Source organism: Stappia sp. BW2 (assembly GCF_008107695.1).
Classification (GTDB): domain Bacteria; phylum Pseudomonadota; class Alphaproteobacteria; order Rhizobiales; family Stappiaceae; genus Roseibium.
The window spans coordinates 774,112-785,825 of the sequence record NZ_VIRG01000070.1 but is presented as its reverse complement, the minus strand read 5'-3'; the positions used below and the strand labels follow the sequence as shown (position 1 = coordinate 785,825).

Below are 11,714 nucleotides of genomic sequence, written 5' to 3'. Positions count from 1 at the left end.
AGTAGGTAATATCATCCTTTTCTCAGGCAATTTCTGTGCTATCGTTACCGCTAATAACCCAGAGGCAGAATAAAAATTCCTAAAACATCCAATGACAGATAAATATCTTCTCGACCCGTCGGACATACGTGTTCTGCGAGTGCTGCAACGGGATGCATCGCTCTCCATTGCCGAAGTGGCAAAGGAAGCGGGCATGAGCCAAACGCCTTGCTGGCGCCGCATAAAGCGCCTGAAAGAACAGGGAATCATCCGCCAGATCACTGCCATTATCGACCGCGAATCCGTGGGTCTCGGCTTCGTGGCCTATTCCTTCGTCAAGCTTGCCGTTCCCAGCCGCGAGAACATGGAAACCTTCGACAAGCTGGTTCATCACTGGCCCGAGGTCGTTACCTGCGAGCGCATCACCGGTGCCGTCGACTATCTTATCAAGGTTGTGACCGATGATATCAAAACTTACGATAATTTTCTCCGATTGAAGCTTTTGGACAATACGCTCGTCTCCGATGTGCAGTCACGCATCGTCGTCAACACGGTGAAGGATACCGTTGCCCTTCCCTTGCGGGAAAGCTGACCCCTGATCAAATAAATCCCGCGCCGCTCAGGTGGCAAAGCGCAACGGAGACAGTCCCGCCGGGTCCAGGAAGGGCTGCTTGCCCGCAATCATGCTGGCCAGCAGACGTCCCGTCACCGGCCCAAGGGTAAACCCGTCGTGGCCGTGCCCGAAGTTCAGCCACAGCCCCGGAAACTTTACTGACGGCCCGACCACAGGCAGCGAATCCGGCAGACACGGCCTGCTGCCCATCCACGGCTGGTCCTGCAAGGCGCGCCCAAGCGGAATGAGTTCCTCCGCCCGGCGTTTCGCCAGCTTGATGATTGCCGGATTTGGCGGAGCATCGCGCTCGGCCAGTTCCACGCCCGTCGTCAGCCGAATGCCGTTGTCGGTCGGGGTCAGGGCAAAGCCATTTTCGACATCCACCACCGGACGGGACAACGAAGCCCCCGAAAGCGGACGGTAATGCATGTGGTAACCGCGCTTGACCGCAAGCGGATAGCTTTCCCCCAGACGCTCCAAAAGATCCATTGACCAGGCCCCGAGAGCGACCACGGCTTGCCGGGCGAACACTGTTCCAAGTTCCCCCTCGACTTGCCAGCCACCGCTTTCCTGCTTCACCTTCCGGGCATCGGCACGAAAATACCCGCCGCCTTCATAGATAAAGTGCCGCCAGAAGGTATCGATCACGGCACCGGGATTGGAGACCGAGCAACTCTCCGGCCAATGCACACCTCTCAGTCCTTGCGCTGACAAGGCAGGCTCAAGCGACCCGATGTCCCCTGCCGAAAGTTCCCGGTAGGCAACGCCGAACACTCTTGCATATTGCCGCTCGAAATCGCCTTCCTGAAACGCCGTCTCCGAGCGGTAGAGATGCAGCCAGCCACCGTGGCGATAAAAGCGCTCCGCATTGGTTGCATGCGCCAGATCCAGATGTTCCTCGACTGCGAAGGCCCGGAACGGAGCGACCGCCCGTGAATAGGCTTCAACTCCCCGTGCGCTGCCGGCGGCATGGAACTGGCGCAGCCAGGGCAGCAGACGAAAAACGGTCGCAATGTCCAGGGAAACGGCGCTCGAACGACCGAACAGGATCCCCAGAAGCTTCAGCGGTTGCGTCGGCACCGCGTGCGGCACGAAACCATTGCGCTGGACAATGCCGGCATTTCCGAAGGAAGCTTCCTCGCCCGGGTGCTTGCGGTCGATCAAAGCAACCGAAAGGCCCAGCCGCTGCAGATGCAGCGCCGTCGATACGCCGACGATACCGGCGCCGAGCACCATCACGTCAAAGGATTGCATTTGCCTGTTTTTTGCTGTCATGCCTGTTCCGGACCGTGCCGTATCTCTGGCGTCCAGGGTCCGGATCCTTTAAGAGGCGAAAGTGCCTGCCACAACTCGCGGTCAAAGGACAACTTAAGATGATTCGATGGTGCGGTGCAGGCTTGGCATGGATCGGACGCAACGGAACGGCCGCTCTTGCTGTGAGTATTTTCATCGGCATGGCCTTGCCGTCCCTGTCCGCCTATCTGCGTCCCTATTTGAGCGTTGCCGTCTTCAGCCTGCTGACCCTGGCCTTTCTGCGCGTCGACACGTTCGCCGTAAGAATGCGTCTGCGCCGGCCTGCGCTTCTGATTGCCGCTCTCCTGTGGATGATGATCGGCACGCCCTTGTTGACCTGGCTCCTGATCGATCTGTCGGGCCTGCGGGCTCTCGGCGATGACGTCATGCTGGCCCTGTTCATCGCGACCGCCGCTCCGCCGGTGATGGCGGCCCCGGCCTTTATCTATCTGCTCGGCCTTGACGGCACCCTCAGCCTTGCGCTTTCCGTTGCCGGACTGATCATCACCCCTCTGACCGCCCCGTTCATCGGGAAATTGATACTGGGGCCTTCGCTGCCCCTCAGCGTCGGCGGACTTGCTCTACAGCTTTCGGTTCTTCTCAGCGGCTCCTTTGTTGTCTCGATGGCCTTCCGCAAACTCGCCGGCGAGGAGCGCCTGGCCCGTTCGTCCCACCATATCAGCGGTCTCAATGTGCTCCTGCTGCTGGTCTTCGCCATCGCCGCGATGGATGGTGTCGCGGCGAGTTTTGCTGCAAAGCCGCTGTTCACGCTGGGCCTCACCGCCCTCACCTTCTGCCTCGCGCTGGTGCAGATTGCTCTCAGCCTGCTTGTGTTTTCGCCGTCGACCCGGGAAGATGCCTATGCGATCGCCCACACCTGCGGCACCCGCAACATGGGGCTGATGGTTGCCGCCTTCGGTGGCACGCTTCCGGAGTTCACCTGGCTCTGGTTCGCGATCGGCCAGTTTCCGATCTATATCCTGCCGCTGTTGCTGACGCCCTTTGTGCGCGTTTTCTGCCGTCTGAACGTCAAAACTGTGACGTAGCCCACCTGACAGGTAAACCTGCTAGGCTTACCTCTTGCCAGACCAGTCATCTCGCATGAGGAAAACGCCGTGCCCGTTCTGTCATCCACCGTCAAAAGCCTGACCGCTTCCGCAGGCCGGGGTCTGCTGTGTGCCGCAACGCTCCTTCTGGCCGGTGCAGGCCTCGCCCCGGCAGCCCTTGCCGGAGACACTGCCGAGCTTCAACTTCTCGGGTTTTCCCGAAACGGCGACTTCTTCGCCTTCGAACAATACGGCGTGCAGGACGGCTCGGGCTTTCCCTATTCGGAAATCTTCGTTGTCGACGTGATTGGCGATACCTGGGTGCCGCCCGCGCCCTTCCGCCTGCGCAAGGATGTCGACCCGGGCCCGGGTGATTCAGCCGACAACGCCCTCTCCGAGACCCGCGCGGAGAACCGTCTTGCCGCGCAGCCGCTGCTGCAGCAAAAAGCCATTGCCGGAAAAGGCCAGACCGTCGGCTTCAACCCGCGCACGGAATTGACCTCAGATCCTCACAAGATGCTTGTCGCCCCGCGCGTCACCTTCCTGTCAGGTGACGATCCAATCGACCTCACGCTGTCGGAATACCCCATGCCGAATGCCCAGTGCCAGAGCTACGGCGCCGAGACCAAGGGTTTCCGTCTGACCATGGTGCACAACGGCGTGACCCGCATCCTGAACGAGGACAGCAGCTTGCCCGAAAGCCGGCGCTGCCCGCTGGCCTACCGCATCGAGCGCATCGTTACGCATTTTCCGGATGAAGCCCCGCCTGTCTTTGCCGTGATCATCCAGATGGACAGTCACGGTTTCGAGGGGCCGGACCGCAGATATCTGGCGATAACGGGACGGCTTTAGGCGCATAAAGCGTTTGAGGACGGCACGGACATCTTGCCCGGCCGCACCAGAAGTGCTAGCGCGGCGGCACCATCAGAAACGGAACGATAACGGCCCGTCTGGCCTGTCCGGGAGTTTGCCATGCCGCGCGACATCAAGATTGCCCCCTCCATCCTCGCCTCCGATTTTTCCAAGCTTGGCCAGGAAGTCCGCGACGTCGTGGAAGCGGGCGCCGACTGGATCCATCTCGACGTCATGGACGGCCATTTCGTACCGAACATCACCTTCGGCCCGGATGTTATCGCCAAGCTGCGCCCGCACACGGACAAGATCTTCGACACCCACCTGATGATCGCCCCTTGCGATCCTTATCTGGAAGCATTCGCCAAGGCCGGGTCCGACATCATCACCGTTCATGCCGAAGCCGGCCCACACCTCGACCGCTCGCTACAGGCCATCCGCAATCTGGGCAAGAAGGCCGGTGTCTCGCTGAACCCGTCGACCCCCGAAAGCGTCCTTGAATATGTGCTCGACCGGCTGGACCTCATTCTAGTGATGACGGTCAACCCCGGTTTTGGTGGTCAGAAGTTCATTCAGTCCCAGGTCGAAAAGACCCGCCGCATCCGCCAGATGATCGGTGACCGCCCGATCGATCTGGAAATCGACGGCGGCGTCACCCCCGAAACCGCCCCCCTCGTCGCCGCAGCCGGCGCCAACGTTCTGGTGGCAGGTTCGGCGGTCTTCAAGGGTGGCACGGTGGAAAGCTATGCCGGCAATATCTCGGCGATCCGGAAGGCTGCAGAAGAAGCTTGAAGCCGGCGTTCAGCGTGAAAACGCACTTTGGTCGACGGGAAATCTTCAGGTAACAACCTGAGCAAGCGGCCCATCCTTCGAGACAGGCTTTCAGCCTTCCTCAGGATGAGGTGGTGGGGACTGTGAGGCAACTTGCACGTCAGACTTTCCACACACTCCCCCTCATCCTGAGGAGGACCTTCAGGTCCGTCTCGAAGGATGGGCCACCACACCAGACAGCCGTCCATTCCTTCCACAAGTCATGATATTCAGCACGGATGACCGTTACATTCTACATCCTCAGGTGTTCGAACGGCAGCTACTACACAGGCGTCACGAGGAAGGATCTCGCAAGCCGCGTTAGTGAACACCAACAAGGAACTTATGACGGCTACACTGCGCGGTATCGACCGGTTGAACTGGTGTTCAATTGCGAGTTCGAGCAACTTACCGACGCAATTGCCTGTGAACGGCAGGTAAAAGGGTGGCGGCGTGACAAGAAAGAAGCGCTTATCAACGGAGAATTCGATCTGCTTCCCCAACTGTCGAAACGGGGTGAGACTGCATCGAAAAAATAAGCGATCCGCCCATCCTTCGAGACAGCGCTTCGCGCTTCCTCAGGATGAGGTGTGGAGGATAGAGGCCTAAATACAATATAGGACTTCAACCTTTCTACAAATGCCCCCTCATCTTGAGGAGGACCGCCAGGTCCGTCTCGAAAGATGGGCCCAAGGCACCGGCTTCACCCCTCACTGCCAGACACACGCCAAATACTTCCGCAACGCGTCTTTCCGTTGAGACGATCCCTCGGTTAAGCTCTCTCCGTTAAAGACTGGGGGGATTCGTCTTGGCGCATATGCAACGCAGTATCGGTCTGCTGGGCCTCACCTTCGTGGCGATCAGCGGAATTCTTGGATCTGGCTGGCTGTTTGCGCCCTTGATGGCCGCCCAGGCGGCAGGGCCATCGGCCCTCATAGCCTGGGTGATCGGTGGCTTCGCCATGCTGCTTCTGGCCGCGACTTTCGCGGAGATCGCGACGATCCTGCCGGTGGCCGGCGGCATTGGGCGCGTACCGCATTTCTCCCACGGCTCGGTTGTCTCCATGACGATGAGCTGGACAGCCTGGGTCGGCTACAACACCACGGCCACCATCGAGGTGGAGGCCGTGCTGCGGTACTCCAAGAGCCTTGCCCCTTGGCTTTACGGATCGGACGGGCTTCTCACCCCCCCTGGGCTGGCCGTTGCCTGCGTTCTGCTGGCACTCTTTACCGTGCTCAACGCCTTTGGCGTCCGTTTCTTTGCCCGTATCAACACCGCACTGACCTGGGTGAAGATCCTTGTGCCGGCGCTGCTTGCTGCCGTCATTCTGACGTCCGAGTTCCGGTACGCCAATTTCAGCGAATACGGCGGTTTTGCGCCGGAAGGCCTGAAAGGCATTCTGTCAGCGATTTCCACCGGCGGTGTGATCTTCGCCCTGATCGGCTTCCGGCACGTGATCGATATGGCGGGCGAGGCTCGTAATCCGAAAGTCAATGTGCCTCTGGCGCTGGTGATCAGTCTTGTGGTCTGCCTCTTGATCTACGGCGGTCTGCAGCTTGCCTTTCTTGGCGCGCTTGACCCGTCACAGCTCAAGCAAGGCTGGGCAGCGCTCAGCTTCCCGGGTGAGCTCGGCCCCATGGCGGCCCTCGCCACCGCCGTCGGTGCGCTCTGGATCGTCAGCATTCTGGACAGCAGCGCCCGCATTTCCAGTTTTGCCTCGGCGCTCGTTTCCGTCAGCTCGAATGCACGTCTCGGCCTTGCCATGGCACAGAACGGCCTGTTTCCGAAGTTCATGGAAACCCTGTCCGCCCGCGGCGTGCCGCTGTTCGCTCTGCTGATCAACTTCGCCGTGTCGGCGCTGTTCTTCTTCATCCTGCCGTTCAAGGAAGTGCTCGCCCTCAACACGTCCTCCATCGTGCTGTCATTCGTTGTCGGCCCGGTCGCCGTGCTGGCCTTCCGGGAGCTGATGTCCGATGTGCCGCGTGCCTTCGTGCTGCCGGCTGCCCCTGTCACCGGGTGCTTTGCCTTTGTGGTCGCAAGCCTGATCATCTACTGGAGCGGCTGGGACACCATGCTGCACCTGGGCATCTGCCTGCTCATCGGTTTCCTGCTGATGATCTACCGCAACAGCCAGGGAGGCTTCCACAGCCTTGACTGGCGCGAAGCGGCCTGGCTTGCGCCCTATCTCGCAGGTCTGGTGCTGCTCTCGTGGCTCGGGTCCTTTGGTGGTGGTGCCGGATACCTGCCGGTCGGCCCGGATATTGCCGTGGTCTCCGCGCTGGCAGTGGCGATCTACATCCTGGCGGTGCGTCTGCACCTGCGCCAGGAGAAGTTCGATCAATACATGGCCGAGGAGAAAGCCGACGAGCAGATGGAATACGGCGATACCGAGTGACGGCTTGCGAGCGCCGGATCAGCTGAACCGGCGGCCTGGAACTGGTTTTCCGGTCCGCCCAGGCAGTCTGTCCTTCAATCCAGAGGGATAGAGTTCAAGTCCCTTGGCAGCCAGTTCTTCCAACGTGATCCACCGCGCTGTACCAACGGTTTCGTCATTCACCTCGTAAATGATCGTATCCATCCGGTAATAGCTGTTGTCGGTGAAATGGGCGTGGCACAGGAAAACCACCTCATGGCCCGGGACGCCGTGATGATCGTAGATGTTCTCCATCACGATATAATCGTCGAGCAAGATGATCCTTGCTCCCAGTTCTTCCAGAAACTCTCGCTGAAGCGTATCGCGCCAGGGCTCGCCGAATTCCACCGTTCCGCCCAGCGGCCGCATACCGGTGATACGGCCCGTGTCGTCTCGGACATCGGCCAGAAGCAACGCATCGTCCTGCCAGATCAAGGCAAGCGCCTTCACCGAAATCGTGTTAGCCGGCCGCCAGATCGTCATCCGTGTCTCCTCAAAGACAGTCGCATCGCCTATGTGTGCACCGTAAAATTCACATTCAGGCACCCTGCTGCAAGTAAAAACCGCCTCTCCTCATTGAAGGGGCCGCGCCCCTCTGCTATTCCGCAGCCAGAATTTCCACATATGAGGTCCATTCGCAGATGATCCCGCGCTATTCCCGCCCCGATATGGTTGCCATCTGGTCGCCGGAATCGAAGTTCCGTATCTGGTTCGAGATCGAGGCGCATGCCTGCGACGCCCTGGCCGAGCGCGGTGTGATCCCGAAGGAAGCGGCCAAGACCATCTGGGAAAAAGGCGGCAATGCCACGTTCGACATCGACCGTATCGACGAGATCGAGCGCGAAACCAAACACGATGTCATCGCCTTCCTGACCCATCTGGCGGAAATCGTCGGCCCGGACGCCCGTTTCGTGCACCAGGGCATGACCTCTTCCGACGTGCTCGACACCTGCTTCAACGTCCAGCTGGTCAAGGCGACCGACTTGCTGCTGGCCGACATGGACGCCCTGCTTGAGGCGACCAAGCGCCGGGCGATGGAGCACAAGGACACGGTCTGCATCGGCCGCTCCCACGGCATCCATGCCGAGCCGGTGACCTTCGGCCTGAAGATGGCCGAAGCCTACGCCGAGTTCGACCGCTGCAAGAAGCGCCTGCTGGCCGCTCGTGAGGAAATCGCCACCTGCGCCATTTCCGGTGCGGTCGGCACCTTCGCCAACATCGACCCGGCTGTGGAAGAACACGTCGCCAAGGCAATGGGCCTCCAGGCCGAGCCGGTCTCCACCCAGGTGATCCCGCGCGACCGTCACGCCATGTATTTCGCGACCCTCGGCGTGATCGCCTCCTCCATCGAGCGCGTGGCAACCGAAATCCGCCACCTGCAGCGCACCGAGGTTCTGGAAGCGGAAGAATTCTTCTCCAAGGGCCAGAAGGGCTCGTCGGCGATGCCGCACAAGCGCAACCCGGTCCTGACCGAAAACCTGACCGGTCTTGCCCGTATCGTCCGCGGCTTCTCTATCCCGGCAATGGAAAACGTGGCTCTCTGGCACGAGCGCGACATCTCGCATTCCTCCGTCGAGCGTATGATCGGCCCGGACGCGACCATCACCCTGGATTTCGCATTGGCCCGTCTGACCGGCGTCATCGACAAGCTGCTGATCTATCCGGAGCGCATGATCGGCAACATGGACCGGCTCGGCGGTCTCGTGCACTCCCAGCGCATCCTGCTTGCCCTCACCCAGGCTGGCTCCTCTCGCGAGGATGCCTACCGTCTGGTTCAGCGCAATGCCATGAAGGTATGGGACAGCTACCAGGTGGCAGGCGCTGCCTCCGTCGACTTCCTGACCGAGCTTCTGAACGACCAGGATGTGCGCAAGTATCTGTCCGAAGAAGAAATCCGCGACCGCTTCGACCTTGGCTATCACACCAAGAACGTCGACGTGATCTTCGAACGGGTGTTCGGCAAGGCGTAAACCGCCACTGGAAACCCTGCCAGTTCGTCATCCCGGACGCAGCAAAGCGAAGATCCGGGATCGGAAAGCCAAGGCATAACCGACATTGGGAGAGCCACGGCAAACACCGTGGCTCTCCGGTCCCGGCTCGCACTTCGTTTGGCCGGGATGACAACGGATAGTAAAACGAAGTCGGGAATGGCCGAAGGCAGCCTCGCCTCCCTTTCTCATTCGGCAAAGAAGGTAGAAGCGATGTCCGGCGAAAAGTCCCTTGTTGCCTGGCAGCGCATCGAGGCGCTCCTTGTCCTGCTTGCCTCGCTGGTCCTCTATTTCTGGACCGGGGCTCCCTGGTTGACCTTCGTCATCCTCTTTCTGGTGCCAGACCTGTCGATGCTTGGCTATTTCGCCAATCCACGCATCGGTGCCGTAATCTACAATCTCTTTCACACCTACATTGGCCCCGCCTTTCTGATGGGGCTCGGCGTGATCCTCACCGACTATAATCTCGACGCCTACGCCTTCTGGGACTTTGCCCCGATTGCGATCATCTGGACGGCTCACATTGCCTTCAACCGGGTTCTGGGCTACGGCCTGAAGAGCCCGGAGGGATTCAAGATCACTCATCTAGGCCGGATCGGCCGACAGGATAGCTGACCCATGAAAATTGCCATTGTTTCGGACATTCACGGCAATGTCCTGGCTCTCGAGGCCGTGCTGGCAGACCTGAAGCTGGAAGCGCCGGACGTGATCGTCAATCTGGGTGATTGTGTCTCCGGCCCGCTCTGGCCGGAGGAAACCGCTGCCATCCTGCGCGAAACCGCCTGGCCGACCGTACGCGGCAATCACGATCGCTTCGTCCTGGACCACCCGATCGACAAGCTGGGACCGACAGACGTCTTTGCCGCCGAGCGTCTTTCGCAGGCCAGCCGCGACTGGCTGGCAACCAGCCAGCCGACCATCCGTCTGACCGACGAGATTTTTCTGTGCCATGGCACGCCGGACAATGACGACCGCTACCTGACCGAAAAGGTGGAAGGCCCCAAAGGTCACCTGCCGGACGAACAGACCTTGCTGGACGAACTGAAGGGCGAAATGGCGCCGGTTGTCTGCTGCGGTCACACGCACATTCCAAGGCTCATCCGGCTGCAGAAAACCGGGCAGATCCTGCTCAATCCTGGCAGCGTCGGCCTGCCGTCCTACGAGGATGACCACCCGAATCGCCATGTCATGGAAGCCGGCAGCCCCCATGCCCGCTATGCCCTGATGACCGACAACCACGGTGCGTGGAACTTTCAGGAAAAGATCCTGACATATGACTGGGACGCAGCCTCAGCCGAAGCGGAAAAGAACGGTCGCCCGGGCTGGGCACGTGCTCTCAAACACGGATTTTACGGCCCGCTTTCCTGATCGCCTGCCGATCACAAATGACTGAGCGAGGCAATTTCGCGGAACGAAGCCAGCTGATCCACGTTTTATATCCATGATGATCATGGAGTACGTCATGCCGGTCTGGAAATCCGTTCTAAGTCACGTAGCCATCGGCGGCCTTGCGCTCGGCTTGGCTTCACCCGCATTCGCTGCACCCCTGCCTCTGCATACGCCCTTACCGGTGCGCGCGCAGGCACAGACGCAGGAGGCGCCGGCAAACGTTCTGAAAGTCGACCACAGGCGCGGGCACAATCCACATCGTGGCTACAACAAGCACAAAGGTCGCCATTACTACAACGGGCACCGGGGCTACCGGAACTATCGCCAGGGCTATCGCCGCTATAACGGCTGGTGGTTCCCTCCGGCAGCCTTTGGGTTCGGCTTCGGCGTTGCTCCTCCACCCCGCTACGCGGCCCCACCCGTCTATGCAGCTCCGCCCCGCTACGCTGCGCCCCCACGATACGCCGCTCCGCCGCGGTACCGCCGAGGCTACAGCCCCGCTCACTATCAATGGTGCGACCAGCGCTACCGCTCCTACCGCCCGGTGGACAACAGCTTCCAGCCCTATCACGGACCGCGCCGTGCGTGCGTCTCGCCCTATGGGCCGTGAATGCGGGCGAAGCTTGCCAAACAAAGAGCCGGTCCATGGACCGGCTCTTTTTGCATTCCCTTCCATCGCCACCTCGCCTCTTGCCTGACGCGATTGACAAGCGCACGGAAAAACTGCGAGACAGCGGCACATCTTGGATAGCCACTCAAAAGGTGTAGCCCGTGAAAATTTCTGACACCGATATTCTGCTTGTTCCCGGCTACGGCAAGACCCTGCCGGGCCATTGGATGCTGCGCTGGCGCGACAAGATGGCGAACGCCCGTGTGGTGAAACAGGCCGAATTGCACAGCCCGAGCAAGAAGGAATGGCTGGAAACGCTCGTCGAGGCAGTCGACGCCGCCGAGCGGCCCGTCGTGCTTGTCGCCCATTCGCTTGGTTGCATCCTGGTTGCCCATGGCGCGCATGCGCTGAAGGGCAAGATCGCCGGCGCCTATCTGGTCGCTCCGTCCGATTGGGACCGCGAAGAACTGGTGGCCGAATTTGACGGCGGTGATTTCAAGCCCATTCCGGAGCAGCCGCTTCCCTTTCCGGCGCATCTTGTGGCCAGCCGGGACGATCCCTATTGCGACTACGCGCGCGCCGAACACTTTGCCAAGGTCTGGGGCACCACCTTTCAGGACGCCGGGGCCGCAGGCCACATCAACCTGGAAAGCGGCCACGGCCCCTGGCCGGAAGGCATGATGTCCTTCGCGCATTTCATGAAAAAGCTGGGCTGATTTTG

General features: G+C 60.4%; 13 protein-coding genes. 11 read left to right on the top strand and 2 right to left on the bottom strand.

All coding sequences use genetic code 11. From position 1 onward, the window contains the following. The first annotated feature begins 91 nt into the window (after window positions 1-91). A complete protein-coding gene (locus FMN63_RS22570; protein ID WP_006939550.1) occupies window positions 92-571 on the top strand; it encodes an Lrp/AsnC family transcriptional regulator in 480 nt (159 codons plus the stop codon). 27 nt (window positions 572-598) lie between these two features. Here FMN63_RS22570 and FMN63_RS22565 read toward each other — a convergent pair whose 3' ends face one another. After that, on the bottom strand, window positions 599-1,867 hold the full coding sequence (locus FMN63_RS22565; RefSeq protein ID WP_148586381.1) for an NAD(P)/FAD-dependent oxidoreductase: 1,269 nt from the start codon (window positions 1,865-1,867) through the stop codon (window positions 599-601). 98 nt (window positions 1,868-1,965) lie between these two features. Here FMN63_RS22565 and FMN63_RS22560 point away from each other — a divergent pair, with 98 nt between their 5' ends. The 5 genes from FMN63_RS22560 (at window position 1,966) to FMN63_RS22540 (ending at window position 6,988) form a co-directional block, all read left to right on the top strand. Next, window positions 1,966-2,931, top strand: coding sequence for a sodium:proton symporter (locus FMN63_RS22560; RefSeq protein ID WP_162855084.1), 966 nt, complete (start codon window positions 1,966-1,968; stop codon window positions 2,929-2,931). A gap of 69 nt (window positions 2,932-3,000) precedes the next feature. Further along, window positions 3,001-3,783, top strand: a complete 783-nt coding sequence (locus FMN63_RS22555; RefSeq protein WP_148586380.1) for a DUF2259 domain-containing protein — start codon at window positions 3,001-3,003, stop codon at window positions 3,781-3,783. Window positions 3,784-3,903: 120 nt separating this feature from the next. Continuing rightward, window positions 3,904-4,575, top strand: a complete 672-nt coding sequence (gene rpe, locus FMN63_RS22550; protein ID WP_148586379.1) for a ribulose-phosphate 3-epimerase — start codon at window positions 3,904-3,906, stop codon at window positions 4,573-4,575. A gap of 257 nt (window positions 4,576-4,832) precedes the next feature. Next, window positions 4,833-5,132 (top strand): GIY-YIG nuclease family protein, encoded by a 300-nt coding sequence (locus tag FMN63_RS22545; protein WP_148586378.1) that lies wholly within the window; start codon window positions 4,833-4,835, stop codon window positions 5,130-5,132. A 278-nt stretch (window positions 5,133-5,410) separates the two neighbouring features. After that, window positions 5,411-6,988 (top strand): APC family permease, encoded by a 1,578-nt coding sequence (locus FMN63_RS22540; RefSeq protein ID WP_148587312.1) that lies wholly within the window; start codon window positions 5,411-5,413, stop codon window positions 6,986-6,988. 18 nt (window positions 6,989-7,006) lie between these two features. Here FMN63_RS22540 and FMN63_RS22535 read toward each other — a convergent pair whose 3' ends face one another. Then, window positions 7,007-7,489 carry an NUDIX hydrolase gene (locus FMN63_RS22535; protein ID WP_148586377.1) on the bottom strand — a complete coding sequence of 161 codons (483 nt, stop codon included), beginning with the start codon at window positions 7,487-7,489 and terminating at the stop codon, window positions 7,007-7,009. A 158-nt stretch (window positions 7,490-7,647) separates the two neighbouring features. On the opposite strand from FMN63_RS22535, the gene purB reads away from it, so the two are divergent. The 5 genes from purB (at window position 7,648) to FMN63_RS22510 (ending at window position 11,709) form a co-directional block, all read left to right on the top strand. After that, on the top strand, window positions 7,648-8,976 hold the full coding sequence (gene purB / locus FMN63_RS22530) for an adenylosuccinate lyase (protein ID WP_148586376.1): 1,329 nt from the start codon (window positions 7,648-7,650) through the stop codon (window positions 8,974-8,976). Between the two features lie 177 nt (window positions 8,977-9,153). After that, on the top strand, window positions 9,154-9,609 hold the full coding sequence (locus FMN63_RS22525) for a DUF4260 domain-containing protein (protein WP_286192736.1): 456 nt from the start codon (window positions 9,154-9,156) through the stop codon (window positions 9,607-9,609). Between the two features lie 3 nt (window positions 9,610-9,612). Beyond that, on the top strand, window positions 9,613-10,362 hold the full coding sequence (locus FMN63_RS22520; RefSeq protein ID WP_148586375.1) for a metallophosphoesterase family protein: 750 nt from the start codon (window positions 9,613-9,615) through the stop codon (window positions 10,360-10,362). Window positions 10,363-10,435: 73 nt separating this feature from the next. Beyond that, window positions 10,436-10,993 (top strand): BA14K family protein, encoded by a 558-nt coding sequence (locus FMN63_RS22515; protein WP_286192735.1) that lies wholly within the window; start codon window positions 10,436-10,438, stop codon window positions 10,991-10,993. 161 nt (window positions 10,994-11,154) lie between these two features. Further along, on the top strand, window positions 11,155-11,709 hold the full coding sequence (locus FMN63_RS22510) for an RBBP9/YdeN family alpha/beta hydrolase (protein WP_148586374.1): 555 nt from the start codon (window positions 11,155-11,157) through the stop codon (window positions 11,707-11,709). Window positions 11,710-11,714 lie beyond the last annotated feature (5 nt).

Bases quoted from the DNA above. Each gene is read 5' to 3' on its own strand.
- FMN63_RS22570 (WP_006939550.1), top strand. From the start codon at position 92: ATGACAGATAAATATCTTCTCGACCCGTCGGACATACGTGTTCTGCGA.
- FMN63_RS22565 (WP_148586381.1), bottom strand. From the start codon at position 1,867: ATGACAGCAAAAAACAGGCAAATGCAATCCTTTGACGTGATGGTGCTC.
- FMN63_RS22560 (WP_162855084.1), top strand. From the start codon at position 1,966: ATGATTCGATGGTGCGGTGCAGGCTTGGCATGGATCGGACGCAACGGA.
- rpe (WP_148586379.1), top strand. From the start codon at position 3,904: ATGCCGCGCGACATCAAGATTGCCCCCTCCATCCTCGCCTCCGATTTT.
- FMN63_RS22545 (WP_148586378.1), top strand. From the start codon at position 4,833: ATGACCGTTACATTCTACATCCTCAGGTGTTCGAACGGCAGCTACTAC.
- FMN63_RS22540 (WP_148587312.1), top strand. From the start codon at position 5,411: ATGCAACGCAGTATCGGTCTGCTGGGCCTCACCTTCGTGGCGATCAGC.
- FMN63_RS22535 (WP_148586377.1), bottom strand. From the start codon at position 7,489: ATGACGATCTGGCGGCCGGCTAACACGATTTCGGTGAAGGCGCTTGCC.
- purB (WP_148586376.1), top strand. From the start codon at position 7,648: ATGATCCCGCGCTATTCCCGCCCCGATATGGTTGCCATCTGGTCGCCG.
- FMN63_RS22525 (WP_286192736.1), top strand. From the start codon at position 9,154: ATGGCCGAAGGCAGCCTCGCCTCCCTTTCTCATTCGGCAAAGAAGGTA.
- FMN63_RS22520 (WP_148586375.1), top strand. From the start codon at position 9,613: ATGAAAATTGCCATTGTTTCGGACATTCACGGCAATGTCCTGGCTCTC.
- FMN63_RS22515 (WP_286192735.1), top strand. From the start codon at position 10,436: ATGATGATCATGGAGTACGTCATGCCGGTCTGGAAATCCGTTCTAAGT.